The sequence below is a fragment of the Clostridium subterminale genome (genome assembly GCF_039521425.1).
In the GTDB taxonomy this organism is placed as follows: Bacteria; Bacillota; Clostridia; order Clostridiales; family Clostridiaceae; genus Clostridium_J; species Clostridium_J subterminale.
The window spans coordinates 37615-63893 of the sequence record NZ_BAAACI010000002.1 but is presented as its reverse complement, the minus strand read 5'-3'; the positions used below and the strand labels follow the sequence as shown (position 1 = coordinate 63893).

At 28.3% G+C, this 26279-nt stretch carries 34 protein-coding genes; 20 read left to right on the top strand and 14 right to left on the bottom strand.

Annotation, left to right across the window (positions count from 1 at the left end):
- Nucleotides 1-200 precede the first annotated feature (200 nt).
- From ABDZ93_RS06155 to ABDZ93_RS06140, 4 genes are all read right to left on the bottom strand, one after another.
- Nucleotides 201-461: a hypothetical protein gene (locus tag ABDZ93_RS06155; RefSeq protein ID WP_343824675.1), complete on the bottom strand. Its 261-nt coding sequence runs from the start codon at nucleotides 459-461 to the stop codon at nucleotides 201-203.
- 78 nt (nucleotides 462-539) lie between these two features.
- A complete protein-coding gene (locus ABDZ93_RS06150; protein ID WP_343824673.1) occupies nucleotides 540-1004 on the bottom strand; it encodes a hypothetical protein in 465 nt (154 codons plus the stop codon).
- Nucleotides 1005-1202: 198 nt separating this feature from the next.
- Nucleotides 1203-1529: a hypothetical protein gene (locus ABDZ93_RS06145; RefSeq protein ID WP_343824671.1), complete on the bottom strand. Its 327-nt coding sequence runs from the start codon at nucleotides 1527-1529 to the stop codon at nucleotides 1203-1205.
- A 146-nt stretch (nucleotides 1530-1675) separates the two neighbouring features.
- Nucleotides 1676-2002: a hypothetical protein gene (locus tag ABDZ93_RS06140; protein WP_343824669.1), complete on the bottom strand. Its 327-nt coding sequence runs from the start codon at nucleotides 2000-2002 to the stop codon at nucleotides 1676-1678.
- A gap of 226 nt (nucleotides 2003-2228) precedes the next feature.
- Here ABDZ93_RS06140 and ABDZ93_RS06135 point away from each other — a divergent pair, with 226 nt between their 5' ends.
- Nucleotides 2229-2444, top strand: coding sequence for a DUF3955 domain-containing protein (locus ABDZ93_RS06135; protein ID WP_343824667.1), 216 nt, complete (start codon nucleotides 2229-2231; stop codon nucleotides 2442-2444).
- A gap of 121 nt (nucleotides 2445-2565) precedes the next feature.
- On the opposite strand, the gene ABDZ93_RS06130 is transcribed toward ABDZ93_RS06135, so the two are convergent.
- A complete protein-coding gene (locus ABDZ93_RS06130; protein WP_343824665.1) occupies nucleotides 2566-3492 on the bottom strand; it encodes a MerR family transcriptional regulator in 927 nt (308 codons plus the stop codon).
- 111 nt (nucleotides 3493-3603) lie between these two features.
- A complete protein-coding gene (locus ABDZ93_RS06125) occupies nucleotides 3604-4473 on the bottom strand; it encodes an AraC family transcriptional regulator (protein ID WP_343824663.1) in 870 nt (289 codons plus the stop codon).
- A 468-nt stretch (nucleotides 4474-4941) separates the two neighbouring features.
- On the opposite strand from ABDZ93_RS06125, the gene ABDZ93_RS06120 reads away from it, so the two are divergent.
- Complete coding sequence (locus tag ABDZ93_RS06120; RefSeq protein WP_343824661.1) at nucleotides 4942-5835, top strand: AraC family transcriptional regulator; 894 nt, start codon at nucleotides 4942-4944, stop codon at nucleotides 5833-5835.
- Nucleotides 5836-5919: 84 nt separating this feature from the next.
- On the opposite strand, the gene ABDZ93_RS06115 is transcribed toward ABDZ93_RS06120, so the two are convergent.
- The 4 genes from ABDZ93_RS06115 to ABDZ93_RS06100 all read right to left on the bottom strand — a co-directional run bounded on the left by ABDZ93_RS06115 (nucleotide 5920) and on the right by ABDZ93_RS06100 (nucleotide 8726).
- Nucleotides 5920-6546 carry a VanZ family protein gene (locus tag ABDZ93_RS06115; RefSeq protein ID WP_343824659.1) on the bottom strand — a complete coding sequence of 209 codons (627 nt, stop codon included), beginning with the start codon at nucleotides 6544-6546 and terminating at the stop codon, nucleotides 5920-5922.
- 228 nt (nucleotides 6547-6774) lie between these two features.
- Nucleotides 6775-7218 carry a GNAT family N-acetyltransferase gene (locus ABDZ93_RS06110; RefSeq protein WP_343824656.1) on the bottom strand — a complete coding sequence of 148 codons (444 nt, stop codon included), beginning with the start codon at nucleotides 7216-7218 and terminating at the stop codon, nucleotides 6775-6777.
- Nucleotides 7219-7354: 136 nt separating this feature from the next.
- Nucleotides 7355-7933: a lytic transglycosylase domain-containing protein gene (locus tag ABDZ93_RS06105; RefSeq protein ID WP_343824655.1), complete on the bottom strand. Its 579-nt coding sequence runs from the start codon at nucleotides 7931-7933 to the stop codon at nucleotides 7355-7357.
- Nucleotides 7934-8108: 175 nt separating this feature from the next.
- Complete coding sequence (locus ABDZ93_RS06100) at nucleotides 8109-8726, bottom strand: DUF4230 domain-containing protein (RefSeq protein WP_343824653.1); 618 nt, start codon at nucleotides 8724-8726, stop codon at nucleotides 8109-8111.
- Between the two features lie 297 nt (nucleotides 8727-9023).
- On the opposite strand from ABDZ93_RS06100, the gene ABDZ93_RS06095 reads away from it, so the two are divergent.
- From ABDZ93_RS06095 to ABDZ93_RS06060, 8 genes are all read left to right on the top strand, one after another.
- On the top strand, nucleotides 9024-10079 hold the full coding sequence (locus ABDZ93_RS06095) for a DUF5700 domain-containing putative Zn-dependent protease (protein ID WP_343824652.1): 1056 nt from the start codon (nucleotides 9024-9026) through the stop codon (nucleotides 10077-10079).
- A gap of 146 nt (nucleotides 10080-10225) precedes the next feature.
- A complete protein-coding gene (locus tag ABDZ93_RS06090; RefSeq protein WP_343824651.1) occupies nucleotides 10226-10651 on the top strand; it encodes a YhfM domain-containing protein in 426 nt (141 codons plus the stop codon).
- A gap of 93 nt (nucleotides 10652-10744) precedes the next feature.
- Nucleotides 10745-11266, top strand: coding sequence for a hypothetical protein (locus ABDZ93_RS06085; RefSeq protein WP_343824650.1), 522 nt, complete (start codon nucleotides 10745-10747; stop codon nucleotides 11264-11266).
- A 318-nt stretch (nucleotides 11267-11584) separates the two neighbouring features.
- Entirely contained in the window at nucleotides 11585-12289 is a 705-nt protein-coding gene (locus ABDZ93_RS06080) for a TraX family protein (protein ID WP_343824649.1), read from the top strand.
- Nucleotides 12290-12361: 72 nt separating this feature from the next.
- A complete protein-coding gene (locus tag ABDZ93_RS06075; protein ID WP_343824647.1) occupies nucleotides 12362-12835 on the top strand; it encodes a GNAT family N-acetyltransferase in 474 nt (157 codons plus the stop codon).
- Between the two features lie 379 nt (nucleotides 12836-13214).
- Nucleotides 13215-14147, top strand: coding sequence for a GNAT family N-acetyltransferase (locus ABDZ93_RS06070; RefSeq protein WP_343824645.1), 933 nt, complete (start codon nucleotides 13215-13217; stop codon nucleotides 14145-14147).
- Nucleotides 14148-14321: 174 nt separating this feature from the next.
- Nucleotides 14322-15260: a hypothetical protein gene (locus tag ABDZ93_RS06065; RefSeq protein ID WP_343824643.1), complete on the top strand. Its 939-nt coding sequence runs from the start codon at nucleotides 14322-14324 to the stop codon at nucleotides 15258-15260.
- 475 nt (nucleotides 15261-15735) lie between these two features.
- On the top strand, nucleotides 15736-15918 hold the full coding sequence (locus ABDZ93_RS06060) for a hypothetical protein (RefSeq protein ID WP_343824642.1): 183 nt from the start codon (nucleotides 15736-15738) through the stop codon (nucleotides 15916-15918).
- Nucleotides 15919-15998: 80 nt separating this feature from the next.
- On the opposite strand, the gene ABDZ93_RS06055 is transcribed toward ABDZ93_RS06060, so the two are convergent.
- The 3 genes from ABDZ93_RS06055 to ABDZ93_RS06045 form a co-directional block, all read right to left on the bottom strand.
- The gene (locus ABDZ93_RS06055) at nucleotides 15999-16217 is read right to left on the bottom strand and encodes a DUF2922 domain-containing protein (RefSeq protein ID WP_343824640.1); all 219 of its coding nucleotides are present in this window, start codon (nucleotides 16215-16217) and stop codon (nucleotides 15999-16001) included.
- Between the two features lie 46 nt (nucleotides 16218-16263).
- On the bottom strand, nucleotides 16264-16488 hold the full coding sequence (locus tag ABDZ93_RS06050) for a DUF1659 domain-containing protein (protein WP_343824638.1): 225 nt from the start codon (nucleotides 16486-16488) through the stop codon (nucleotides 16264-16266).
- 80 nt (nucleotides 16489-16568) lie between these two features.
- Nucleotides 16569-16994: a hypothetical protein gene (locus ABDZ93_RS06045; protein WP_343824637.1), complete on the bottom strand. Its 426-nt coding sequence runs from the start codon at nucleotides 16992-16994 to the stop codon at nucleotides 16569-16571.
- A 304-nt stretch (nucleotides 16995-17298) separates the two neighbouring features.
- On the opposite strand from ABDZ93_RS06045, the gene ABDZ93_RS06040 reads away from it, so the two are divergent.
- From ABDZ93_RS06040 to ABDZ93_RS06015, 6 genes are all read left to right on the top strand, one after another.
- Nucleotides 17299-17511 (top strand): hypothetical protein, encoded by a 213-nt coding sequence (locus ABDZ93_RS06040; protein ID WP_343824636.1) that lies wholly within the window; start codon nucleotides 17299-17301, stop codon nucleotides 17509-17511.
- Nucleotides 17512-17581: 70 nt separating this feature from the next.
- Complete coding sequence (locus ABDZ93_RS06035; protein ID WP_343824635.1) at nucleotides 17582-18064, top strand: GNAT family N-acetyltransferase; 483 nt, start codon at nucleotides 17582-17584, stop codon at nucleotides 18062-18064.
- Between the two features lie 245 nt (nucleotides 18065-18309).
- Complete coding sequence (locus ABDZ93_RS06030; RefSeq protein ID WP_343824634.1) at nucleotides 18310-18483, top strand: LPXTG cell wall anchor domain-containing protein; 174 nt, start codon at nucleotides 18310-18312, stop codon at nucleotides 18481-18483.
- Between the two features lie 161 nt (nucleotides 18484-18644).
- Nucleotides 18645-19604, top strand: a complete 960-nt coding sequence (locus ABDZ93_RS06025; protein ID WP_343824632.1) for a conserved phage C-terminal domain-containing protein — start codon at nucleotides 18645-18647, stop codon at nucleotides 19602-19604.
- A gap of 1 nt (nucleotide 19605) precedes the next feature.
- The gene (gene dnaB, locus ABDZ93_RS06020) at nucleotides 19606-20934 is read left to right on the top strand and encodes a replicative DNA helicase (protein WP_343824630.1); all 1329 of its coding nucleotides are present in this window, start codon (nucleotides 19606-19608) and stop codon (nucleotides 20932-20934) included.
- Nucleotides 20935-21121: 187 nt separating this feature from the next.
- Nucleotides 21122-21739, top strand: coding sequence for a hypothetical protein (locus tag ABDZ93_RS06015; RefSeq protein WP_343824628.1), 618 nt, complete (start codon nucleotides 21122-21124; stop codon nucleotides 21737-21739).
- Between the two features lie 112 nt (nucleotides 21740-21851).
- On the opposite strand, the gene ABDZ93_RS06010 is transcribed toward ABDZ93_RS06015, so the two are convergent.
- Nucleotides 21852-22121: a hypothetical protein gene (locus tag ABDZ93_RS06010; protein ID WP_343824626.1), complete on the bottom strand. Its 270-nt coding sequence runs from the start codon at nucleotides 22119-22121 to the stop codon at nucleotides 21852-21854.
- 352 nt (nucleotides 22122-22473) lie between these two features.
- On the opposite strand from ABDZ93_RS06010, the gene ABDZ93_RS06005 reads away from it, so the two are divergent.
- The 4 genes from ABDZ93_RS06005 (at nucleotide 22474) to ABDZ93_RS05990 (ending at nucleotide 26279) form a co-directional block, all read left to right on the top strand.
- Entirely contained in the window at nucleotides 22474-22674 is a 201-nt protein-coding gene (locus ABDZ93_RS06005) for an HTH domain-containing protein (RefSeq protein WP_343824624.1), read from the top strand.
- A gap of 198 nt (nucleotides 22675-22872) precedes the next feature.
- Nucleotides 22873-23565, top strand: coding sequence for a CRISPR-associated endoribonuclease Cas6 (gene cas6, locus ABDZ93_RS06000; RefSeq protein WP_343824622.1), 693 nt, complete (start codon nucleotides 22873-22875; stop codon nucleotides 23563-23565).
- A 13-nt stretch (nucleotides 23566-23578) separates the two neighbouring features.
- The gene (gene cas8b, locus ABDZ93_RS05995) at nucleotides 23579-25336 is read left to right on the top strand and encodes a type I-B CRISPR-associated protein Cas8b/Csh1 (RefSeq protein ID WP_343824620.1); all 1758 of its coding nucleotides are present in this window, start codon (nucleotides 23579-23581) and stop codon (nucleotides 25334-25336) included.
- On the top strand, nucleotides 25329-26279 hold the full coding sequence (locus ABDZ93_RS05990) for a type I CRISPR-associated protein Cas7 (protein WP_343824619.1): 951 nt from the start codon (nucleotides 25329-25331) through the stop codon (nucleotides 26277-26279). The genes cas8b and ABDZ93_RS05990 overlap by 8 nt, the downstream gene beginning before the upstream one ends.

Genomic DNA, 26279 nt, shown 5'->3' with positions numbered 1-26279 from the left:
GTAAAGTTTAGTTTCGTCCTTATTTGTTATTTGCAATGATGTCAATGTTTCTCTTGCCAAGATAGCACCCTTATGTGCGTAAGCTTTGAGGTTGTACATTTTGGTATTTGAATATATGTTATGAAACATATATTTGCTCCTCAGCATCTAGCATTTCATACTCAATCTAATTAGGGTAAATATTCCTTATGTTTAAGAGATTATTTTTCTCTCTTACTCTTTCTATTAATAAAACCAACTACCAATAAAATTAGGATAGAAGTCCAATAAATTATATTAATAATTATTTGTGCTAATTCCCCTACATTGTCATACAAACTATAAGATCGTTTATAAAATATTCCTGTAATGGCCATAAAAATTATAAGTAAATTAGCTGCCTTTTTATTTTTGATATACTGAACTATAAAATATATTCCTATAATAGTGAAAATTAAAATTGCACCATAATCAATGCCCATAACCATAACTCCTTTTAAAAAATATTATATTTTTCTCTATGTTAATCCACATAGAAACAACAGCTCTTCACAAATTCATCATTTATTAAGGTTTATTTGTAACTGTGCTTGTTCAGACAAATTTTCTTTTAGAATAGTAATAACTTTATGGTAGTCACTGTTTTTAAAATGAAATGTTTGCTCCATAAAACCTCCAAATAGTTTTACTTTTACATCCTTTGAATTAGTTATTACAACTTTTTCAATTTCATTCCATACTATACGCTCTTTATAGGTATACATGGATATGAAACCCTTTGAGTTAATTCCTTGTTTAATCCAAATGCTTATGAACATTAAAATACCTAATACTCCTGTTATATAATGAATCCAAGTATTAGCATAAAAAAACATAATACCTATGAAAATCATAATACCAAACAATACAGTAATAACTTCTATAGGCCTTTTTCTTGTTGGTATTATTAATACTTTCATATATTTTAAATGTTTTATAATAATTGAAATAAAAAGCACTGGAATAATAATATCAAAAACTCTCATTAAAACTCTCCTTCACAATAATAACTAAAATCGCAAATACTATTTTTGTGTACTTCAATTTCCCATCCCCTTACTATATAAGTAATATTTAATTCATCTTATCCTACCATTAAACATCGACATACAAATCAATTATACCCCAATAAAAGTAAAAATAAAATAATTTTACCATAGAGATTGCAAAAATAAAGGAACACATTACCGTGTCCCTGTGTCAATATGTACTTGACCATCACCAACTATTATAACTGTATGTTCAGAGGTAAGAGGAACTAGATTATATTGTAGTGATTTCGGTCCTAGATATAATACTTGTGTTGCAATGAGTTTTTCATTAAAAATAATAATATAAATATCATTTGTTGAAATATTTTTAGCATGATAAAAACCATTTTTTGAAGGATTAAAATCTGATATTTCATAAAAACCTTCCTTAAATAGATTTTCTGCAAATGCAGGAGTTGTAATAGATGTACTAAATATAAGAGTTACCAAAATTAATAATATTATAGTAAATCTTTTCATAGAATAACCACCTTTCAGTCTTATTTTATGTAATAACAATAAGACTATACATATTTGTGGTTTAGGAAAAAAAAGGTTAGATATAAGCATCTCTTTTAATGTAAAATTAGATATTGAGAATAAAAATGAAAAAATACAGGAACACATTATTGTATCCCTGTATCAATATACACTTGACCATTACCAACTATTATAATTCTATGTTCAGGTTTAAGAGGAACTAAGTTATATTTTCGTGATTTTGGTTCTAGATATAATACTTGTGTTGCAATGAGATTTTCATTAAAAATAATAACATAAACACCATCTGATGAAACATTTTCAACATAATAAAAACCATCTTTTGAAGGATTAAAATCTGATATTCTATAAAAACCTTCCTTAAATAGATTTTCTGCAAATGCAGGAGTTGTAATAGATGTACTAAATATAAGAGTTACTAAAATTAATAATATTATAGTAAATTTTTTCATAAAACAACCTCCTTTCAGTCTTATTTTATGTAATAACAATAAGACTATACATATTTGTAGTTTAGGAAAAAAAGGTTAGATATAAGCATCTTTTTTAATGTGAAACAAGTAGAAATTAGATATTAAAGATAAAAATATATTGAATATCAATAAAATATTATTGATATTATAAATAATTTGTTGTATAATATATTTAAAGAACATGAAGAAAGTAGGTTGAATAAAAATGAAAAAATATTTAGTATCTTTAATTTCGATTTTTATAAGTATTATATGTCTAATTGCTTACAATGTTATAGGATCTGAAGTCCTTGCAGACGGAACTTTAGTAGAACCATTTTTCTTAATACCAATAGCTTGGCTATTTGTGTTTATTGCACTTATCTCAGGACTTATAGTTTTTGCAATATCTTGCGTTCATAAATCAAAACAAGTACAATAACTCAATTGATAGAACAAAAATACCGTACTATTCAGAAATTAAAATGTACCCAATAGAGTAGACACTAAATGGTCTCCCTATTGGGTATTTTCATTTATAGTTAAATAAATATATTATTAGGCTATTTTTTAGTTATTGGTTCTAGCAGATTTAAATAAAAATCATTTCCTTCGCCTTTATCTTCACCACTAGGGATGTGTTCCTCAAGACATAAACGACTTTCATCAACAACATATGAGTTATTTTCTTTTAATAATCGCATTAATGTTTGCCATGAATCATATACTTCATTTGTGCTATTTAGTGATGCATATAGACCACCGGGTAGTCTTTTTTCCTCAAGATATTCGGGTAAAACAACCTGCTCTGGTACAGTAACACAAGCTGCCCATCCATATTCTGTACATCCTGGACTATATGCAGTTGTATTGAATCCAAAAATTCTAGCAGTACCCATTAAGTTTTCTGACTCTGCCCAATCTAATACCTTTTTAAGTGCCTCATCCTCTGGAGAAGTGCTTATCACATTACATACTGCCACTCTCATATCAGGTAAACTAACAATTCGTAATGCTCCTGGAGTAATTGTACTATTTGTCATAATAATATCCTCCCATTGTTCTATCATATTATTTTTAGAAATGATCTGAAGTGCCAGCGTTTCTTCCATATGCACAAGATATTCGGAAGCATCAGATGGAGGTTCCATGGAATTTAAAATTGCAAGATATTTAATTAGCAAATTTTTTCGCTTAACAATCACAATATTTTCTTCATTGAGTTTGCTAATCTGATTCATAATAATTTTTGAAGCTATTTGTGGGTCTACACTGTCAAGGATGACTTTTACTAATTTTAAAGGAATATCCAGCTCTCTCAGCAATATTACAAGACGTATTCTCTGTAGTACTTCATTGTTGTACATACGCCAACCAGATTGGGGATCTCGTTGACTGTAGAAAAGTCCCTTGTCTTCCCAATGACGAAGGGTACGGCTCGTCACTCCAAGTTGTTCCGATACCTGGTGAATTGGTTCAAAATGGCTCATTCAACCACCTCCTTTTTGAATATATGAGGTTCCTCATAAGAAAATAATATCATTTGACACTACGTCAATTGCAAGAGGTTTTAAAAGTTTTTCCAATAATTATGATTTTCGTTATTTTTTAATAATAGCAATCCAAACTTCCTGATGATTTTCTTGCATATAGCATTCAATTACAGGAAGATCGGCTAATTCATATCCTGAATTAGGAAGCCATTCACTATAAAACTGTTTATAAACCTTTTGAGTTGCATCCGGTAGTTCTCCATTAGCTTCAAAAATTGCCCATGTTGTAGCAGGGTAAGTAAACTCCTTCATTCCTTCAAGTACCGGAACATGTTTACAGTTTGGTACATCAACATGATTTGTCACTGCTATGATGTATTCCATTTCTTCTGACTCGCCCCATTGTCCTCCTTGAGCAATTCCTAAAAAACCTGCCGGTCTATAGTCAGGAAAGTTGTCAAGGAACATTTTCATAGTTCCATCCTTCCATGAGTTTTCCCAAATCTGAGGAATTACTTCAAAGGCTTCGGCTGTTTTTACTTTATGTGATACTCCCATTACTCTAAATTCAGGCCACTGTTCAATTTGATAATTCATATGATTTTCTCCTTTTATTGAAATTTGAAAGGAGAGCTTAGGACAGGATTTTAACTGCACGGTTTCATTCCTGACACTTGAAGGCAGTACTCCATGAAACTTTTTAAATGCTCTAGTAAATGAATCTTGAGATTCATATCCATACTTTAAAGAAATATCAATTATTCTTTCAGTGCTATTTAATAAATCAAAGGCTGCCATTGTTAATCGCCTGTTTCTTATATATTCTGATAAAGGCTTGTCTGCTATATACGAAAACATTCTTTGGAAATTGTAGACAGAACATTCAGCAATTTTTGAAATAGTTTCATAGGATATTTCACCCTCAAGGTTTTCTTCTATATAGGTTATCGACTCATTTAAATTTTTAATCCAATCCATTCTTCTCACTCCCAATTCAATAGTATCTTCTTTCAAATATCCATACTCGATATTTCATGCCGTATTTTGTAGCCACATTATTATAAATTTACTATTTTTATAATTAAAAACTAGCTTATAGATTAATTATACGCCAATAAAAGTAAAAACAAAATAATTTTACCATAGGTAACTCTCTCTTGGATTAGAAAAAGTGCATACTATCTTAATAAATGCGAGGGTGAAGATATACGCTAACACACCACATTGTATTGGATTAATTTGATATAAAGATGTAAAATTTAGGTATGAAGATAAAAAAAGAGACTATTAAGTCCCATAGGGGACTTCGTTCTATTGATTGAATGTAATGTGGATTAATATGAAGCTGACTTAGATTATTATATAAACCAAACATTTTCTGTATAAAAATAGTTGCGACAATAACCTGTATTTTAGATATACTTTTTCTTGAAAGGAGATTTTTATATGGATTGGCTAAAGAGGATGAATCGTGCATTGGACTATGTTGATGGCAATCTAACAAATGAAATTGACATGAATATCGTGTCTCAAATGGCATTATGCTCACCATATGATTTTCAAAAAATGTTTTCATTTATAACTGAAATATCACTTGTTGAATATATAAGACGTAGGAGATTAACCCTTGCAGCCTTTGAAATTCAAAATAGTGATATAAAAATAATGGATGTTGCCTTAAAGTATGGTTATGAATCACCCATTTCATTTACCAGAGCATTTCAGGCATTGCATGGTATAGCACCATCATTGGTACGGGATGGTGGAGTTGTACTTAAAGCCTATCCACAAATATCCTTTCAAATTTCTATTAAAGGAGAGAGTGAGATGGAATACAGAATTGAAACAAAACAGGCTTTTGATATTTTTGGAATTGAAACTATTGGATCTTCAATTGGAGATGAAAGATATCAAAGTCCCGCTGAACTTTGGCAAGAGTGTCACAAAAATGGACTGTATGAAAAGTTATTTAAGGACTCAGGTAATTTACCATCATTTATTTCACAGGATTTATGTAAAATTCATGGTGTAGTAAACTATAGAAAAACAGAAGAAAATACATTTCCTTATATGCTTTGTTCTTTTATAGGTAAAAATAGTAATACAGAGGGTTATAGTATCGCTCATATTCCAGCACAAACCTATGCTATTTTTCCATCTAAAAGATTTAAATGGGATGAAGATTTAGCAAGAATTCTAAACACACTGGAAAGAAGGTTTTATACTGAATGGTTACCGACTTCAAATTACGAAAAGATTGAAGGTGCCGAATTTGAAATTTATGGTGGAAATAATGAATATGGTTATATTGAATTATGGTATCCGGTAGTAAAGAAATAGAATAACTTAACAGAATGAATAATACTACTATAAATTAAAAACCAAATAGGGTAGACTTTTTTAGTGTCTACTCTATTTGGTACATTAGTAACTAAGTCCAATTATAATCCTAATTAGTATTCTATCAAGAAAAGGTACTATAAAGAAATTTAATAAAAGTATTGAACTGATAAAAATTTCAGCATTATATTTAATCAGTAAATTATCACTAGTATTATTCTTTAATTTAAAACTTGAAGTAAATTTCTTAAATAATAAAGAATAAATTATATAACCTATAATAGTTCCTAATGTATTCATTATTAAATCATCAATATCCGTAGCTCTTATATTCAACAATTGAAGGAGTTCAACTATTAATGATAATCCAAAGCCCATTAGTACAGTTTTGGAAAAACTCTCATACCTTTTCCAAAGACTTGGCAACAATACACCTAATGGAATAAAAAGAATTGTATTTGTAATTAATCCAAACATATTTTCCATTTGCCATTTAAATGGTATTAAACTAATAGTTATGTTTCTTTGAGAACCTATATCTAATAAATTTCCAGGTCCTATAATGTTAAGCATAGCCCATAAATAGTAGGTGAATATATACATTCCTACAATAAATAGCTTTGAAACTTGTATTTCATTTTTACTTAAATATTTTACTATGAAAATATTATATAATATAATTCCTATTGTTATTAAAAGTAATAGCCCCATTGTAAATACCCCTTTCACAAAACTTATTTTATATTGTTAAATATATTTTACATTTAATTGTTTAAGAAACACTTAAGCAATTCTTACAATATTTTTAAATAATGGAAATATACCCAACTCATCATACAAAAAGAGAATAGATAAATTTGCTTTACACAAACCTATCTACTCTCATATAAAATCTATATTTTATTTTAAAATTTCACAGTAGTATTTTTAAAATACGCCTTATTCTAATAATCTGTAGGTGTATATAATGTCATCTCCTGAAACTGAGGCAATTCCACCAGTTTTTTCATAAAGGGTACAGGCAGAAATATTATGTTTATTCGTTGGCACCCACATTTTTATAGCATTTATTTTCTGACATATATCCATGAGTTCATTGATTAACCTTCGACCAATACCTTGTTGCCTAAATTTTTTTAATACACCAATCTCATATAAGCACATCATATCATTTAACATATCTATACGATTTTGACTATAACTGATTGCATATCCTACAACACATTCATTCTCTATGGCAACCAGGAAATAGTTATTTTCATGAGTGAGAAAATTTTTAATGGCAGGTTCATTTAATAACACATGATTTTCTTCTGCTTTTACTTTCGTAATTGCCTCAATTACCAGCTTAATGTCTGAATTATTGCATCTTTGTATCCTCATAACTAACTTTCCTCCATAAAATAAATAATCTATACTCTCAGTATAATACTAGAATTAACTTAAGAAAATTATAATATATAATACAAAATGTTGATAAAATGCTTAATAAGTGTTTAGAAGTTTCATATTTAGTAGGTTACTTATCTTTATATATTTCTAAATATTTTTTATAATTATAGTCCACTATATCAACATAATTGGCTGTTTCTTTATATGGTATGTTATGCAATGTGGCTCCATCATTAGAATAATTATTATCTTGTAACCATTTAGTAGTAATATTCATTCCTGCATTATATGCTGCCACTACTGTGTTTTGCTCAGAAAAATTTTTCTCAAGAACTGAAATGAAAAATACACCATATCTAATATTGGTATCTGGATCAAATAAATCATCAAAGGTAGTAGAGCTTTCTCCTAGCTGAGGTTTTAGCCAGTTAAAAGTATCTTCTGTCATCTGCATTAAACCTCTTGCTTCAGCTGAAGACACAGCTTCATTATTAAAATTGCTTTCCTGTTTTATCATTGCAAATACTAAATATTTATCTACCCCATATTCTTTACAGTATTTATTGATAGAATCTTTATATTTAATTTGAAAGGTTTCTTCTTGTTGATTGGGGGTATTGTTAAAAGAATGTATGATTAATGTGCTAAAAGCTATAAGAATTATAATAAACAAAAGTTTTTTAGCACTAAATTTTGTTTTTTTCAAAAGAGTTCCTCCTTAAAATTTATCTTTATTAATGGAAGAAGCTTAATATACTTATTATAAATTTAAGTATAACTAACTTCTTAAATATAATTATAGATTAAAACACTTAAGGAATTCATTACAAATTTCTTAAGTGTTTTAATAAATTATGTTACTACAACAAAATAATGATTTATTAGTTCCCTTGTGCTGCAACCTTAACCTTTACCTCATCAAAACCACAATTTAAGAAAATGTCTTTAAGAAGCTGCAAAGTATCTACAGTAACTTTATCAAGGAAGCCATCTTTTATTACTCTTTCCTCAGTCTTAGACTTTTCTGCTACAATTTCATTTAGCATATCATCCATAGTTAGCTTATTAAATATGGAGTTCTTTTCATCAAAGATAAAGACTTCATCTTCATTTACATTATGAGTAAGGATAGAACAAGGTGGAATAGTTATGGTGAGTATATTTTTATCTATAGAGAAAGTAGCAGCACTTAAATCTAACCCAGCAGTAATGTATCCATTATATTTAATCACAAAGGATTTTTCAGTAAAAGGAATAGTAATATCTTTAAAACTTAAGCTATTCTTCACAGAGATAACATTAGAATAATCATAACGAGAAGTAGCCAGCTCGGATATAGATATAAGCTTTTCTGATACAAAATCACTCTTTTTCTCTAGATTATTTTTAGTAGTCAAAGAACTTATAAATAAACAAGCAGCAATTATAGCTATTATAAAAATTATAATCTTAATCTTTTTAAAAAAGGAAAAAAACTTTTTTATCTTGGAATTTTTCAAAATAATCACCCCCAAAATTATCTTTTTAATGTTTATGCTAGGTGAGGATATATTATGAATGTTTGAATAGAAAGATGTATTTGATAATTCCTCCACAACTATTTCGTTTAAAGAAGGAATTAATATAGTTTGGGTTAGGTGTTTATAATTTGATTTTTCCTAATTGGAGAATGAAGATCAATTAATAGAAATTTGCAGTATGGTAAAATTATTTTTATTTACCTTTTATTAGTATATAATTAATTTATAATTTAATAATCAATTGTATTTTAATACTTAGGTAAAAGGAGTGGCAAAATGAAGATAAATGTAACTTATGATGGAGCAAAAAAGATGGCTAAGATTTTTACTGCAGTATCAAATAAAGAATTAGTTAAAATTGAAGATATTAATAATATTTTAGAAACAACAGAAGCATACAGAATATGGTTAAATGCGTTGGAACCTTTAATCCCTAAACAAGAATATTTACATGTTTGGTATAGCATTATTAATGGAAGTGAATATAATGGTAAACTTGAAAGTATTTATAAGAGATTTAAATTAATACTTGAGAATACAAGTTCTTTAGAAATTAATTTAAATTATGCTCAAAAAATTGACTATTCTAAGATTGAGAAACTTGTTTCATTGTATCTTCCTGAGGATACGGATATGGAATTAAACTTACATTTCATAGTTGATGGCTTCAATGGAGGAACTATTATTGGCATGAATAACTATACTCAATGTATAACTATGTTATACCCTAATTATTTTTATTCCTTTGGAATTTATGGGATGGCGCATGAATTTCACCATATAGGGTCTAGGTATTGGAGAGGCAAGGATAAAAAAAGAATGGAATTAATTAATAAAAATGATTCTATTAGTTTAGCAATTAAATTAGTTGGTTCCATATTCGATGAAGGTAGTGCAGTATATTTTTTTGATAATCAAGTAGACAAAGAAGTAATGAAAATCATTGGAAGCAAAATAATAGGTAAAGAGCAGTGCGAGAAAATGACATCGGTTCATAATCAAGAAAAATTAAAAGTAGTAGATAGAATAGTAGAGTTAGATTTATTTTTGAAACAGTTATTTGAAGAAGTCGGAGAATTGGATACTTTAAGAAAAAAAGTTCACACATATACATTCATGCAAGGGATGAAGCCTTCATTAGATAAATTAATTGGACAAGAAATGGTAAGAACAATAGATAGAGCTTTCGGAAAAGAAGAAGTCCTTCAATGTATTATTAATCTAAAATATTTCCTAACTTATTATAATAAAGCTGCGGTCGAGTTAAATCAGATTCAGTTATCACAGAAACTGATTACTTTATGGGAATCAGCTTGGGAAACAGTTAAGTGATATGCAATCAAACTATTACATTTTAAATTTGATTATTAGGGGTGAATTATTTTAATAGTGCCTAAATAAGAATCATGGATAAAGATAATGTGAACTAACTTTAATGTTTTATCGTATAAATTATAAATTGTAAAGGTGGGGTAATTTTGAAATTCACCAAAATATTAATTATTTTTATTTCAGTATTTTTGCTTATGGTAGTAGGTTGTTCAAATGGTATTGAAAATAAAGGAAATATAATTGGCGTTGAAAAGCGAGTTGGCGAAGAAGATAAATATGAACACTACAATGACATCACTGATAGCGAAGAAGTAAAAAAGGTAAAGGATATTCTAGGTAACATTAATTGGAAAAATGGAGCGGTTAGCATGGTATGTCCTCCTCACTATAAGTTCTATTTTGAAGACGCTAATGGGAAAATAAATGAAATAGTTTATGAATTGTGGATAAGTCCTGATAAAGGTAAAGTAGAGCTTGTTATTGATAGTGAGACTAAGTTTGTTAAGGTTAGTGAACGTGTGTCAGTAGAATTGTTTGAACTGATTACAGGAAAAGAATTGGATTCTAATTAAAGATAATGATAATGTTCAATATTTTCACATATACTCCATTGTATAACTTAACATAAAGTATGCGTATAAAATATTCTAAGGAGTAAATTGCGGTTGAAACAATTTTTAAAAAAGCATATTTTATTAGTTACAGTAATAATATTATCTATTATTTATATGGGATATATCACTTCGAAAGAATCAGTTAATGTAGATGAAGAACTAGATAAAGCAATATCAAATTGTAGTCTTGGTAACTTTAATGCTGGCTATAAGCAATTTGAAGCACATAAGATTTATGGTATTGAAGAGAAAGATAATGTAATTAATGTCTATATGTATTCATTATGCAGAGGATACTCACTTGGTAATAAAAAGTTTTATATAAGAGAGGAATATTCACATCCAGTATTCATGACTTTAAAGAAGAATGATGGCAAGTATAGTGTTGTTGAATATAAAGAGGCTGAGTATGGCATTAATTATGAAGAATCTGTAATGGAAATATTCCCAACTAAATATGCAAAAAAAGCCTTATATGATACTAAATATTCTGCTGGATTAAGTGGAAATATAAGAAAACAAGCTAAGAAGTGGTTAAAGGAAGAAGGAAAAGGCAGGTTTGTTTTGGAATAAATTATGTTTATACTCATGATGATAGATTCCTTTAGATATTTTATAAAATAAAAAGAATAAATATTTTTTAGATACCGTATTATTCAAATGCATATGCGGTATTTTTATTTTGAAATAGAGTAGATGTGTTATGGCAATACATATTTTGCAGAAGTATGTTTGATAGACTATGATGAAAAAATAATTACTTCACTTAAAAGTCTATGAAAATTTTATCTTACACTTTTGTAATCTTCACGTAATGTAAATAAATATGAAAAAGTATACTTATTACCTATAATCATAGCAGTAGATAATTTATTTTGGAGGTTAAATTTTATGAGAAAATTAGATTCTTTTACTTTAAAGATTATAGCTATGATATTTATGCTTATGGATCATATTCTAACTTATATAGGAACTTATGGAGGGGTAAGTATTCCAATATGGTTTGGATATTTTGGAAAGAGTGCCGCACCTATATTCTTTTTCTTAATAGTTGAAGGATTTTTCCATACTAGAAGTAAAAATAAGTACATGCTAAGGCTATTTGCTTTTAGCGGAGTAATGCTAGTTGTAGATTACATGCTAGGTATTCATAATAATATATTTTTATCTCTTGGACTTTCAGTAGCACTTTTAATATGTATTGATAAAGCTAAGGAGACACGTAGAAATAACGAAAATTATATTATATGGGTAATGTTTTCTGTAATTGCATTAGCATTAGAGTTGTTTACTGAGGCTTCACTTTATGGTGTTTCAATGATATTGATATTTTACTTCTTAAGAGAGAAAAAGGGTGTTATGGCTTTAGTATATATAATCTCTAGTATTCTTCCTGTATTTACGGCCCTTGGAAATGGAGAATTATTTTTAGAATCTATATTAGTTTGGGATTATCAATGGATGATGGTGTTTGCTATAATTCCTATACTAATGTATAACGGAAAATTAGGTATTAATAATAAGTTTACTAAATGGATGTTTTACTGTTTTTATCCAATACATCTTATAGCAGTAGTACTTATCGGAAGGATATAAAATATAATTGAAGTTTACTCTTTTTTATTAAGTTTAAATCATTTATTAGTTTTAATAAGAGGAGGAATAATAATGGAGCTAACGCCACAGAGAGTTTCAGAAGAACACGCAAAGGAGATATCAAGTTGGGAATATCCTGAAGAGTATTCAATCTATAATCTACCCTCATGGGATACCATGATAAAGGAAAAGTATTCTTTATGTGACAGTATAAAAAGAAAAAGATTCATAGGGTTTATAAATAAGAAAAAAGAATTAGTAGGCTTTGTTAATTTATTAGATAAAGGAGAGTCTGTGTTCTTTGGAATTGGTGTAAAGCCTAATTATTGTAATAAAGGTATAGGTAAAGCAATAATAAATATGGCTCTAATTGAAAGTGAAAAAAGATTTCCTAATAAGCCTATTTTATTAGAGGTTAGGACATGGAATAAGAGAGCAATAAGTTGTTATAAATCTCAAGGCTTTGAAATAATTGAAACAAAAAATCAGAAAACCAAAATTGGCTTTGGTGAATTTTATGTAATGAAGTATAATAGCATAAAATAATAAATAACGTAATATGGTAGTAATTTTATAAAATCAATTTTAAAAATCATATGTATAAAAAACATAGCATTTTTGAAATTGATTTTACTTTATGTGTAGAATATATTAACTTATATACAATATATATACATTAGGCAGAAATAAGTGTTACAATCAAATTAATAGAACCTTACCACTAGGGAGAGGAGAAAATGAAATATATAGAAATGTATGTGGATTATTAACCTTGGATAGTTCTTATTTATATTTCTATTTCATAAATCCATTTGTTGAAGTATTTTTCATTTAAGAATGATTTGTAGATATGACAAGATAAAACTTTCTATATAATAAAAAAATATTTTAATTGAGATGATTATTCAAAGCAGGGGGTATTTTCATGGGGAAAATAGAAAGGTGGCAAGAGGAAAAAGAAGAATATATGTTGAGTAATGGGCTTATGCTTAAAAAAGCTGATAAACGTGATTTTGGAATTCATGAAACAATATATTCAAATGTAGATTTAGAGCTAAGTTATAGTTGGAAAAAGCAAACTGTAGATAAAATAGATTATAATAGTCATTTTTGGATATTTAAGGATGGAGAAAGAGTTGGAGGAGTGCATATTAATCCTAAATTAATGGGAGCTTTTTTTATGGAAGCACCTTATATTATTGATAGATTTATAGTTATTAGTGCTCTTAATGATGCATTACTACAATGGTCAGATGATGACAAGGTTAGAGTATATGGTGTTACGCCTAGAGATATAGAACATTTTCATAAACTTGGATATAGGATAAAATGTGAAAGAAGAGTAATGATTCGACCAACAGAGGTATTTGATAATATCAGCTGGAGTGATGATTTAACTATTAGAGTACCAAATACATTTGATATTCCTGAGATAGGAAAGTTATTTTTCGAAAGTTATAGTGGGGGTATCGATTATAAAGTTTTTGGGAATCAGAGTTTAGATGAAGTTACTATGAATGTTGAGAAAGTCTTAGATATATATAAATCAAACAATATTCTTGATGGCTCAACTCTTGTTTTCAATAAAAACACAAACGAGTTAATAGGAGCATGCTTAGCGGGAATTAGTGGATATTGTGATAATGATTTTTCAGAAATTGGTGAAATTGCAGTAAAGCCAGCATATAGAAAACTGGGAATTGCTTCGAATATGATAAAGCGAGCATTAACAAATTTAAAGAAAATATCTCCTGCATCAATATTATGCGTTACTATAGGCAATCCAGCTGAAGGGTTGTACCATAAAATGGGATTTTTCTCAGGGGTTAAGTTTACAAATATGTATTTAGATAAATAGTATTCATAAAATTACTGAAGCCATGGTAAATATAATAAACTAGTAGACTGTAAATTTTCATGAAATAAATTAATACTTTCATGTATTATCTTGGAAGACAAAGCACTGGATACATTATAATGTCACTAGGACTAATTGGGTATGACCCCAGTAAGAGCAGAAAGGAAATTTAATATGTTTGAATATATTAATAAAGAACTTATAGATGCCAAGGAAAATTTGAGGAGAAAAGAGAAACTTGAAGGTTCGATTAATCATACTGAGGAAACCTTTGAAATAGAGTTGAATAGAAAGAAAGAGCTTGAAAACATTCTTAAAGACGAGGATAAGGATGTAAAAAAACTTGAATCATTAAGTATTACTAACATATTTTATTCTATACTTGGTAGTAAGGAACAGCAGCTTGATAAAGAGAGACAAGAGTTCCTTGCAGCTAAGTTAAAGTATGATGAATGTTGTCACTCAGTTTTAGTTTTAGAAAGAGATCTTGAATCTTATAAAGAGTCATTAAACAGTTTACTTGGTGCAGAGGCTGAATATGAAGCTGTATTAAAGAAAAAAGAAGAGTTTATAATAGGTTTAAATAATGAGAATTCTAAAAAACTACTTGAAATTATGGACAATGTAGCTGCTATTGAAGTTAAGAAGAAAGAGCTACTGGAAGCAATAGACGCTGGTAACACTGCTCGAAATGAACTTCAATATGTAGTAGATTCTCTCAAAAGTGCTGAGGGATGGGGAACATGGGATATACTAGGTGGAGGTATTATTGCCACAGCAGCTAAGCACTCCGATATTGATAAAGCTAAAAGTTTTGCTCAGAATACAAAAATTGCATTGATGAAATTTCGAAATGAATTGTCAGATGTAGATTTAACAATGAATATTGATATAAATATTGGCTCTTTTGAAACTTTTGTAGATTACTTTTTTGATGGTCTTATATCTGATTGGATTGTACAATCAAAAATCAGTGACTCTTTAAAGGGCGTATGCAATGTTGTATATAACGTAGAGGATATAATAAAATCTCTTGAAGAAAAGCTTACAACTGTAGAGAATGAATTACTTTCAATAAAAGATAATATGAAATCACTTATTGAAGAAGCATAAGGATTTAGGGAGTATGGAGGGTATACCCTATTAATATGAACTATTTGAAATTGTTAATACTTTAAAGAAATAAATAAAAATATGGATCAAGGGAAGTCAAAATAATAATGACTTCCCTTAAAATTTGTATATTTTAGTTAGTTAGTATTTAACATATATATTCTTATGCAATGAATTGATACTTTCATGTATTTTTATGGAATATAAAACTTTATATACATTATAATTAGACTAGAAAATGTCTGTAGTAATCAACTCTAAGAGGGCTAGTAAGTAAATATGATAGTAAGGAGCATTATGATGACAAGACAACTTTGGAGGCGTAAAGATATGAAAAAAGATATATTGAATATAAGCATTATGCTATTACTCATTGGAATGTCTATATGCTTCATTTTGGGAATGGTTATATGTTTTATTTTAAATAAGTTTTTGTCTAGTAGTATATCATTAATTTTAACAATGGTAATTATTTGTGTTATGGGAAGTGTGTTTACTTGTTATATATTTTTTAATAAGAGGGGTTGAAATTGAAGCAAACTTTGATAGGACAGACATGGTAACCATTGGAGAATCGATAGGAGAAAAAAGTGAACGTGATTTAATCCCTTTTGAGGGAGAATGGTTTGCCGTAGGTGTTGTTGAAAGTATAAAATAAGAATTTAAAAATAAAAAACTTCAGTGGAAGATAGCACTTCCACTGAAGTTTTTTATGATAAAAGAGGAAGCAATTTAGGTTTACGCAAGACTAAACTTAGTAGTTTGTCTTTGAGTAAGCTGCGCTCCGTATTTAGAAGCTAGTGAGCCTCCTTTACTAAGAAAAACATCCTTAGCAATTATTGTATCCATAAGAGTTGATACCTGAGGTTCAGTGATATCTTGCTTAACCCCTGAAATTGATAGGTTTACTTTATCTCCACTGGTATTAATAAAAGTCATTAATAATGAATATTCCATACCTGAATTTCCTCCTTTCCCTAGGTTAAATGACAGTTAATACTCCTTAAGCATTAACTAATTTTGAAGATTCATTTAAGTAACTATCTCTAGTAGAAGCACTTAAAACATCCTTAATAGCTTCAGCTACATCAAAAACATTTTGAGGATCAACACTAGGTTTTACTCCAGAAAAAGTTTTTTTCTTATAAATTGTAGCTCCAGTCTTATCAGTTCCGTTTTCTACTTCGATATGAAAAGAAGTGGTGTTTAAAACTTTATTTACAGCCATGAGATTCACCTCCTTATTAACGGTTTCAATGATTATATATGCATGTTAAAAGATAAGTGGAAAACATAAATATTGAATAATTATAAAGTTTTAATTCCATCTTTATTGAAAATATAATCATAGTAATTTCTAATTGCTGCATCCACAATAGTATTCATATACACATTAACATTAGGATGAATAGCTTTAATTTCATTAAGCATTCTAGCTGTAGAATTTCTTATCTTATAACATCTCTGAGTATCAAAGGGTTCACCATTTATGGGGGGAGTTATTTCAGGTGCTTCAGTTTTAAGCTTGCGGTTATCAGTAAAGTTATCATTATAGTGTGATGCAGGGGCTAAAGTGGCTGTGGAGAAACATTCCTTAGGTGTAGTTTCTTTTGAAAAATTAAAGGATGATATTGGGGTTCCTGTGATGTCCTCACAGATACCATTGAATTCATTTAAGTCATCTTCAAAATTAGATTCATCTATAGGATTACTAATTTTATTATCTTTTTTCATGGGAATCCTCCTTCTAAATTAATTAACATTTAATATATATGCTATTATTAATAAAATTCACTGAAACTCCAATGATAAGAAAGCTACATGGATAATATTTACTGGGAATCTATTATATAAAATTGTAATCTTATGCAAAAAAATGATACTTTCATGTATTATTATGGAATATGAAATATTATATACATTATAATGAACTTAACAAATATAAATATGTGAGGATAGACCCCAGAGAATGTTAGGGGGCTGAACCCAGAAGAAAGCATAAAGTGATTGTTAAAAATGAAGTTGAGGAGAAATGGTTATGAAAAATAGAGAGGGTAAAAAAGGTACAGAAGAACACTTAAATAGAAATATTCTGATTTTATCTATAGCTATATTACACCAGCCTATTAGTAAAATAATTGATAATAAATATTTATTAATTACATTTAATTTAGGCTACGTATTACTTGCCATATATTTTATTATTTTATTATTGAAAGATATGGGAGGGTATAGTAGTAAAACTCAATAGGTCATTAACAATAAAGAATTATTTAAAATATTTAAAAGCTAATTATCTTAAATAAGAAGGAGTAGACAACTTGGAATTAGAAATAAAAATGAATACAAATATAATTAAAAAACTTAATTTACATGATAGAGAAATAACAAGAAATATACTGGCACTACAGAAAGATTCATATAAAATTGAAGCTGAAATTATAGGCTTTTATGATATTCCACCATTAAAAGATACTGTAGATAGTTTGAGAGAATGTAACGAAATTTTTTATGGATATTATATTGATGATGTTTTAGCAGGAATAATTTCATACAAAGTTATTGAGAATGTTTTGGATATACATAGAGTTTCAGTACATCCTAATTTTTTTAGAAAGAGAATTGGTGAAAGTTTACTTCATTTTGTAGAGAAAATTAATAACTGCGTAAATAAGATAGTAGTATGCACTGGAAAGGACAATTTGCCTGCTGTTAATTTGTATTTAAAAAATGGCTATATAAGGGTAAAAGATATAGAGATAAGCGAAGATGTTTATTTAACAGAGTTTGAGAAAGTATTATAAATATAATTAACATTTAGCATAGATGATCTTATTAGTGAAATTCATGAAATCCGCATGAACCGAACAACTAGTTAACTATTTCAATATTTAACTAGCTTTATATAACCATATTTATATATTTTTATAGGTATATAGTTTCCTAGATAAATAGTTTCATAGGTGAAATTCTATCTGATTTAGGGATATATTTTAAAAAATTTTGCGAAAACCTTGGACTAACAATGTTTCATAGGAGGAGAAGGACTATGAAAGGGAAAATTATGTTTTTATTTAATATCATAATATTGATTATTCTAATGATTATGATGTTGATGATAAACGGACAAAAAAATATTAGTGAAAATACAATTTTTATTTTTATTGCTATAGTTATTGTTTTATTAATTGCTTTTATTTTTATTATGAAGAAAAAGAAATAGTAATGTATAAAACTAAATTAAAGAGTTTTTGGACAACCTGGGGTTTGACCCTAGGTTGTTTATTTTTATTTGTTATAAAAAATTTTTTCCACTTTTTATCCTTAGTGCTTATCTATTCTATAGAGAGTTTTATTTAAGTAAGGATAGAGGGGGAAAAATTTATGAAACATACAATTATGGGTTTTAGACAAGAGAAATTAGTTAAGCTAGGTCTTGATATTATTGATGCAAGTATTCTTAGATATTTTATTGATTTTAAAGATAGTAATGGAATGAATACAAGGAAAGTAGATGGAAAGCTTTATTATTGGCTTCGTTATGATGCAGTTTTAAAGGAGTTTCCTATTTTTAGAATGAAGAAATGCACAGTTCAATCTAGATTTTTTAAATTAAGAGATGCAGGAGTACTTACTCATCTTGTTGTAAGAGAAAAGGGAACATACTCCTATTTTGGTATAGGTGAAAACTATGAAGAACTTATAACTAGAGATACAGATATAGAGTATAAAGGCATAGAGCATAAGAATATTAAGAATAAATGCGTAGAGAATAAAGATATAGACCATAAGGAGAATTATGAGAAAAACAAATTTTCCTTAGAGCCGGAAGAGAATTATGGAGATAATGGCTTCATTAAGGATATGGATGAAAACTCAAAGGGTATCAGTGAAGATTCTAAGGGGTATGGATTAATATCTACAACAAATAATCCATCTACTAAAGATTCATCTAATAAAATAAATAAAAGTGTTTCCTTGCAGAAAACGGCTTTTGAGATAATAGAATACTTAAATTTAGAAACGGGAAAAAACTTTAGAAGCACCACAAAGATAACTATTAGGCTTATTAAAGCAAGGCTTAATGAAGGTTTTACTCTAGAAGACTTTAAAACCGTAATTGATAATATGAAATATAGATGGACAGGCACTAAGTTCCAGCAATATTTAGTTCCCACTACCCTCTTTGGAAATAAATTTGAGACCTACCTAAATCAAGACAGGAAAGTAGAAAAAGAGGTTGATGGAAAATTTAAAAGAGGAAATATGATTCTTAGTGATGAAAAAAATAAAGCTCATCTAAAGGAAAAGTTGAAGAAGATGGTTTTGAAGGAGGACATGTAGCATGGATATGGTGATGCCACATAGCCTAGAGGCAGAGCAAGTAGTCCTTGGGGTGATAATTAATGATAAAGATAAAATTTATGAAGTAGAGGATATTTTAAATCTAGAGGATTTTTATTATGAAAATCATAAAGTGATTTATAGAGGAATTTTAAATCTTAGAGCTAGGGATATAAATATAGATTTAATCACCCTTTCCGAAGAGCTAAAATCTAGGGGAGTTTTAGAAAAATGCAATGGCATAACATATCTTTCAGAGCTATCAAGTTCTGCTATATATCTAAGTAATATAAGAAGTTACTGTGAAATTATCATAGATAAAGCTAGCAGAAGAAGGGTTATAAAAGCTTGTAGGAAGGCAATTGATGAGAGTAATGGGGAGTCTCTTGTAGATATGGTGGTGGAAGGCTTAGAGGATAATATCCATAAAGCCTATAGCAGTGCAGCCATGGAAGATATGGAGCCAATTATGGATACTTTGCAGGATACCATGAGCCACATTGAGAAAAGATATCTTGATAAAAAGGCCATTGAAGGTATATCTACGGGGTATAAGGATCTAGATGAAGTAACTTCAGGATTAAAATCTGGGGACTTAGTTATTATAGCAGCAAGACCCTCCATGGGAAAGACAGCCTTTGTTTTAAATCTTGCCCAACATGTATCAAAAGAGGCAAAGGTGGGACTATTCTCTTTAGAAATGCCAAAGAATCAGCTTGTACAAAGAATGCTTTCTGCTAGATGCTTGATTTCTCTTAAAAATATACAAAGTGGAAACCTAAAAGAAGGACAGCTAGATAAGCTTATGGTAGGAGCTTCAGAACTTTCAGAGAGAAAAATTTTCATAGATGATACATCAACTACACTTTCAACCATAAGGGGAAAGGCAAAGACCTTAAAATATAAAGAAGGTTTAGATGTAATAATAATAGACTATCTTCAGCTCATAGAATCTGTTGGAGTAAGTTCATCTAGAGAGCAAGAAGTTGCAAAGATATCAAGAGAGTTAAAGGCAATGGCAAAATCTTTAAAAATTACCGTCATAGCATTAGCTCAGCTTTCAAGAGCAGCAGAAAGCAGAAACGATCCAAGACCAATGCTATCAGATCTAAGAGAATCAGGCTCTATAGAGCAAGATGCAGATATGGTGCTCTTTCCTTATAGAGAAAGTTATTATGATACTGAAAATAAAGATAAAAATAAGGATGAAGAGGAGGAGGAGCCTAAGGAAATCATGGAAATTATCATAGGTAAAAATAGAAATGGTGAAGTAAAGAATATAAATCTAGGATGGATTGGAAAGTATCAGAGAGTTTTGGGGCTTGAGTAGAGTCTTTAATAGATAATCTTATGTAATAAATTTATACTTTTGAGTAGTATTAATGATATAAAATGTTATTTGTGTTATATTTTAAGTATAATATAAAAAATATAATATTTTTATATTATATTTATAAGAATTATGTTAAATAACATAAAAATAAGGCAATAATTAGCTAAATATGGGGGTAAAAATTATGAAAAAGAAAATTTTAGCATTACTACTTGTAACTACAATGGCAATTACAATGGTAGGATGTGGTTCAAAGGGTTCAGAAGAGGGAGCTAAGGCGGAAAAGAAAACAGAAAGTAATGGGGGAGAGATGTCTTCACAAAAGAATTTATTTGATGTAGAAGTAACATTGCCTGCAGCCTTTTTTAAAGATACGGACAAGTCCGCAATTGAGACAGAAGCAAAAGCAAAAGGTGTACATGAAGTGAAAGTCAATGAAGATGGTTCTGTAACATATATTATGGATAAGAAAACTCATAAAGAGTTATTAGCAAGTATGAAACAGTCAATTGATGAAAGTATTAAGAAGACTTTAGCTGACAAAGAAAATTATCCTTCTTTTACAGAGATAAAATATAATGATGACTTGACAGAATTTGATATTATGGTTGATAAAGCGTCCTATGGTGGACTTCAACCTTTTGTAGCAGTAGGATTTTATATGTCTGGAAATATGTATCAAGCTATGGATGGAAAATCTTTTGATACAGCAAAAACTATAGTAAATTTTAAAGATAAAGCTACGGGAGAAGTTATTGAGAGTGGAGATTCTTCAGCACTAGGTAAGGATGGAGAAAAATAAATAATAAAAATTAAATATAAAATAGTAGCTATCCATTTTAGTATGGATAGCTATTTTTTTAAGTACTTTATAATAAATTTATTAGAAATATAAGTATAAGTTATATTATAGCTTACATAGTAACTTTATATATATAAAATATAAAGGTCAGTGTTATGATAACTGTTAGTATACAAATTGTATATCCTATTTTTTTAGAATTTTTCTTGTAAATATATTCTAAACCGTCTAAAAATCCAAGTGTAGCTGCTGTGATTAAACAAAATATAGATAGTATCCTAAAGGTAGTATCATTTTTATTATTGGTGTAAAAAACCATGTAAAATATATATAAAATTGACATAAAAGATACAGTAGTTAATAATGCCTTAAATTTTTTCATAGTGCCTCCCGAGTTTTATATTCTTTGAAGTTTTATAATTATTTCTAGTTTATATATAAAGTATATACTAGTAAGTGGTAATTTTAAAGAGGAGTTACCGTTTATAGAAGAATAATAGTTATAGTAGAAACAGAGATAAAGAAAATTAATACTGCTATATTATATACACCATAAGTAAAAAATTACCTATGGTGTATTTTTTAATGTGCAGATATAGTTCCTAATTAACATTTATAATTAAATTAATGAATAGCAAATAGAAATTTGGCAATGATGATTATGTAATATATATTAGTCATTAATATATATAAAGAATATATAAAAATAATGTATATCAGAAAGGAAGTAACAAATGAGTAAAACATCTAATGAATTGATAGTCTTAAAAGTATTATCTGATGGAAGAATTCACAGTGGAAAAGAATTAGCTAATAAAGTAGAGGTAGATGAGAGAATGATTAGAACTTATATACAGGATTTAGAATTAGCTGGACATTACATTATTTCCATAAGAGGAAGATACGGTGGCTATAAGTTAATAACCAAGATTTAATATAAAAAGAAAATTATTTAAATATCAATATAATATAGAATTAGAAACACGAGGTGTATTTAAATTTAATTTATATAAAGAATATATAGCTTGTATAAATGCATTAACCATAACATGAGATGTAATACTGTATTACAAATATTTATATATAAAATGTTGGGAATATAGTATAATTAAGTAATAAAAGGAGGGGATTTGGTGAAGGTGTATGAAATAACTCTAAAGGTGTATCTTCTTAGAAATATTACAGTTGAAGAATCACAACAGAGAATAGCAGAATTACTTGATAAGGCATTAGCTAGTGATAAAAAATTTTTAGATTTTCATAGGAGAAACAGTTTTAAAAACTATTGTTTCAATTCATTCTTTCCATTAGAAAAGGATGGAATATATAAAGTTGGCAATATATATGACATTAAGATTAGAACAATAGATAAAGAGCTATCAGATTATTTTAATAAAACCTTAACTAATGAGTATACGGATTTTATCAAAGGATTAATTACTAATATTAAGATTATTCCTAAGAAACATATAGAAAAACTTTACAACATAACTCCATTAGTTATTAAAACTGATGATGGATATTGGAAAAACTCTTTAACCTTTGAAGACTTTGATAGAAGAATAAAAGAAAATCTTATAAAGAAATATAACGCTATTAATGATGTAAAAATTGATGAGGATTTTCAATTGTATACAGCTATAGAGATAAAAAATAGAAAACCTATTGCCATAATGTACAAAGGGAAACGATTGTTAGGAGATAAGATTAGCTTAGTTCTTTCAGAAGACCCTATATCCCAAAATTTGGCATACATGAGTCTAGGGACAGGCCTTGCTGAAATGAATAGCAGGGGATTTGGGTTTGCCAACTATCTTTGGATGTAAGGGAGGCTAATAGATGTTAAATCAAGTATTAGATACTTTTAAAAGGATGTATGAAGAAGAAGGGGATAAGTTAATTACAGAGTCATACATTCCTAGTGATGGAGAGTATATAGTTGTTGAAGAAATTAATAATGAGTTAAAAGAAGTATGTAGAGTCAAGGTTAAGATGGATAAAAAAACCAGGGCAATTGATAGAATTCAAGAGGGATTTGACTTTATAGCTAAGGCTGATTATATGAGTAAATTAATTGACATGAATAAGCCAATTGACAGTAAAAAAGTCATCCACAGTAATAATTATCTAAGCTTTATGGTTAAAAAAGATAGTTTAGTACCAGATAAGGAAAAAGGTGAAATAAAACTTACAGATGAAATTATTGATAATTATTATGAAGTATTAAGCAATACTAGGAAGAAATATGAAAAGTCTAAGAAGGCTATAGAATTATATGATTTAGTGGAAGAAAAAAATGGAAAGGTTAATCTAGAGAGGCTAGATAAAATAAAGCTGTGGATTAAAAATAATATATTTTTATTAGTAGATAAAGATAGTGCTGATAAAAATTACTTAAAAATATTATTTAAATACGATTTAGATGAGTTTAGAAAAGAAAGTGAAAAGTATTTAATTCCTAACATATACAATAGTACCGATTTTAATATAACCATAGGAGAGGCCGTATATGGATTACCTAATGATAATATGGGGTTAAATTCTAAAAAGCCTTACTTAGAGAATAAGACAAGAAAAAATAAGGTTCCATATTTGATTAGTCAAGAAGAGGTATTACTACAAAAGAAGTTTTTTGATTATTTGATGAATCAAGTAGCTGCTGGGAATAACAATATTTATATAAATGAGGAAATTGTTATTCCTAAGGTAAATGGTGAGCTGATAGAAGAGGAATTTACAGGAATATATTTAAGGATTAAAAAGGGCAAAGAAGTAGAAATTCATGATATAGATACTATAACAAGTTATAATCCTAAGATTAATAATTTAGACTTTGAAAATGTTCTTAATGCAGATGTTGCTATTTTAAAACAACAATATGGAAAAGTAAGTACCTTAAATTCTGTGCAAAATTTAATTCATGAAGTATTTTTTAGTAAATTTTTAATTTCAAATTATTTTACAGAGGCCAAAGATATAACTCTTAATGATGCCAATATAAAAAGAAATCTATTATTAGCCAGGAATTCATTATTTACGTGGTTTTATAAAGGTTCAAAGAGTTCAGTATGGAAATCTTTGGATAGGGCATCTTTAAGTGTAATCAAAGGTTCAATTAATAATGGATATTACCCAAAGGCAGTGGAGCAGTTTAATTTAAGAGTTGCTCTGCAAGAATATTTTGAAGGAGGAGAAAAAATGGCAGATATATTACAAAGTGTAAAAGAGAGTTTGAGACAAAAAATAGCAGAAAAGAACACTGGACAAATAGAAAATGACAGGGAATACTTCTTTGCTGTTGGCCAACTTGCTAATTTCTTCATATCTAAGAGTAAAGGAAGGAAAAAGCCGCAATCACTAGTAAACCCTATAATAAATGTAAAGAGTGATGAGAGACTAAAGGAGCAGTTATCAAGGTTATATAAAAAGTATAATTACGATATAGATAACAATAGTAAAAGATTTAATAATATGTTTGCACTAGTTAAATCTTATGAACCAGAAGGTGAAATAAATGAAGATTTAATTGTTGCTGGATATTTACACAGTAGTTTAATATATGAAAGTATAAATAAGGAAGGTGTAGAAAATGAATAAAAGAGTGTATGGTGTTTTAGGAATAGTTTCAGTAATGAGTAATTGGAATGCGGATTTCACAGGATATCCAAAGACTACATCTTCTGGAGATATATTTGGAAGTGATAAGGCTCTAAAGTATCCAATGAAAAAAATGTGGAATGACAAAGGAGAAAAAGTTTTATATATAAAATCAATGAAAATATCAGAAGGGAAAAAAGGTGAAGTCACAATTGTACCTCGATCATTAAAAGAAAGGTATGAGTATATATTTAATGAAGAAGATTTAAAGAAAAATAAGGATAGTAGAGTTGTTCTTACAAACCTATTTAAAGCTGTAGATGTTAAAAACTTTGGAGCTACATTTGCTGAAGAAGGAAACAATATATCTATAACAGGAGCAGTACAAATAGGTCAAGGATTTAATAAATATGAAGATTCTAGAGCAGAGGAGCAACAGATATTATCTCCTTTTAGAGATGCATCTGATAAAGGGAATAAAAGCTCTGATGAAGAAGCTAAAAATTCAACATTAGGAACTAAAATTGTTAGTGATGAAGCTCATTATTTCTATCCATTTAGCATTAATTCTAAGGCCTATGATGAATTTGTGTACATGGAAGTTACTGATGGGTATACAGATGAAGATTACAACAATTTTAAAGAAACTTCATTAGTGTCAGCAACATCATTTGCTACCAATGCTAAGGTGGGATGTGAAAATGAATTTGCCATATTTGTAGAGACAGAAGAAAATTTATATCTTCCAGACCTTTCAAGATATATAAATTTTGAAAAAGGAGATATGAAAAATAAAATTTCCGTTAAGTGTGGAGATTTATTAAACAAACTAGAAGATAGAATATTAAATGTAGAGATTTATTATAATCCATATACAACTGAAATTGTATCAGATATAAATAAGGTGAAAATATTTAATATATTTACAAAAGAAGAGGTATAG

Excerpts from the sequence above, each read along its gene's own strand:
- ABDZ93_RS06130 (WP_343824665.1), bottom strand. The coding sequence starts at position 3,492 with ATGAGCCATTTTGAACCAATTCACCAGGTATCGGAACAACTTGGAGTG.
- ABDZ93_RS06140 (WP_343824669.1), bottom strand. The coding sequence starts at position 2,002 with ATGAAAAAATTTACTATAATATTATTAATTTTAGTAACTCTTATATTT.
- ABDZ93_RS06155 (WP_343824675.1), bottom strand. The coding sequence starts at position 461 with ATGGGCATTGATTATGGTGCAATTTTAATTTTCACTATTATAGGAATA.
- ABDZ93_RS06015 (WP_343824628.1), top strand. The coding sequence starts at position 21,122 with ATGAAAAAGAAAATTTTAGCATTACTACTTGTAACTACAATGGCAATT.
- ABDZ93_RS06095 (WP_343824652.1), top strand. The coding sequence starts at position 9,024 with ATGAAGATAAATGTAACTTATGATGGAGCAAAAAAGATGGCTAAGATT.
- ABDZ93_RS06110 (WP_343824656.1), bottom strand. The coding sequence starts at position 7,218 with ATGAGGATACAAAGATGCAATAATTCAGACATTAAGCTGGTAATTGAG.
- cas8b (WP_343824620.1), top strand. The coding sequence starts at position 23,579 with ATGTTAAATCAAGTATTAGATACTTTTAAAAGGATGTATGAAGAAGAA.
- ABDZ93_RS06055 (WP_343824640.1), bottom strand. The coding sequence starts at position 16,217 with ATGGAATATTCATTATTAATGACTTTTATTAATACCAGTGGAGATAAA.
- ABDZ93_RS06005 (WP_343824624.1), top strand. The coding sequence starts at position 22,474 with ATGAGTAAAACATCTAATGAATTGATAGTCTTAAAAGTATTATCTGAT.
- ABDZ93_RS06125 (WP_343824663.1), bottom strand. The coding sequence starts at position 4,473 with ATGGATTGGATTAAAAATTTAAATGAGTCGATAACCTATATAGAAGAA.
- ABDZ93_RS06075 (WP_343824647.1), top strand. The coding sequence starts at position 12,362 with ATGGAGCTAACGCCACAGAGAGTTTCAGAAGAACACGCAAAGGAGATA.
- ABDZ93_RS05990 (WP_343824619.1), top strand. The coding sequence starts at position 25,329 with ATGAATAAAAGAGTGTATGGTGTTTTAGGAATAGTTTCAGTAATGAGT.
- ABDZ93_RS06065 (WP_343824643.1), top strand. The coding sequence starts at position 14,322 with ATGTTTGAATATATTAATAAAGAACTTATAGATGCCAAGGAAAATTTG.
- ABDZ93_RS06070 (WP_343824645.1), top strand. The coding sequence starts at position 13,215 with ATGGGGAAAATAGAAAGGTGGCAAGAGGAAAAAGAAGAATATATGTTG.
- ABDZ93_RS06030 (WP_343824634.1), top strand. The coding sequence starts at position 18,310 with ATGAAAGGGAAAATTATGTTTTTATTTAATATCATAATATTGATTATT.
- ABDZ93_RS06045 (WP_343824637.1), bottom strand. The coding sequence starts at position 16,994 with ATGAAAAAAGATAATAAAATTAGTAATCCTATAGATGAATCTAATTTT.
- ABDZ93_RS06080 (WP_343824649.1), top strand. The coding sequence starts at position 11,585 with ATGAGAAAATTAGATTCTTTTACTTTAAAGATTATAGCTATGATATTT.
- ABDZ93_RS06050 (WP_343824638.1), bottom strand. The coding sequence starts at position 16,488 with ATGGCTGTAAATAAAGTTTTAAACACCACTTCTTTTCATATCGAAGTA.
- ABDZ93_RS06120 (WP_343824661.1), top strand. The coding sequence starts at position 4,942 with ATGGATTGGCTAAAGAGGATGAATCGTGCATTGGACTATGTTGATGGC.
- ABDZ93_RS06135 (WP_343824667.1), top strand. The coding sequence starts at position 2,229 with ATGAAAAAATATTTAGTATCTTTAATTTCGATTTTTATAAGTATTATA.
- dnaB (WP_343824630.1), top strand. The coding sequence starts at position 19,606 with ATGGATATGGTGATGCCACATAGCCTAGAGGCAGAGCAAGTAGTCCTT.
- ABDZ93_RS06010 (WP_343824626.1), bottom strand. The coding sequence starts at position 22,121 with ATGAAAAAATTTAAGGCATTATTAACTACTGTATCTTTTATGTCAATT.
- ABDZ93_RS06150 (WP_343824673.1), bottom strand. The coding sequence starts at position 1,004 with ATGAGAGTTTTTGATATTATTATTCCAGTGCTTTTTATTTCAATTATT.
- ABDZ93_RS06040 (WP_343824636.1), top strand. The coding sequence starts at position 17,299 with ATGAAAAATAGAGAGGGTAAAAAAGGTACAGAAGAACACTTAAATAGA.
- ABDZ93_RS06025 (WP_343824632.1), top strand. The coding sequence starts at position 18,645 with ATGAAACATACAATTATGGGTTTTAGACAAGAGAAATTAGTTAAGCTA.
- ABDZ93_RS06115 (WP_343824659.1), bottom strand. The coding sequence starts at position 6,546 with ATGGGGCTATTACTTTTAATAACAATAGGAATTATATTATATAATATT.
- ABDZ93_RS06145 (WP_343824671.1), bottom strand. The coding sequence starts at position 1,529 with ATGAAAAGATTTACTATAATATTATTAATTTTGGTAACTCTTATATTT.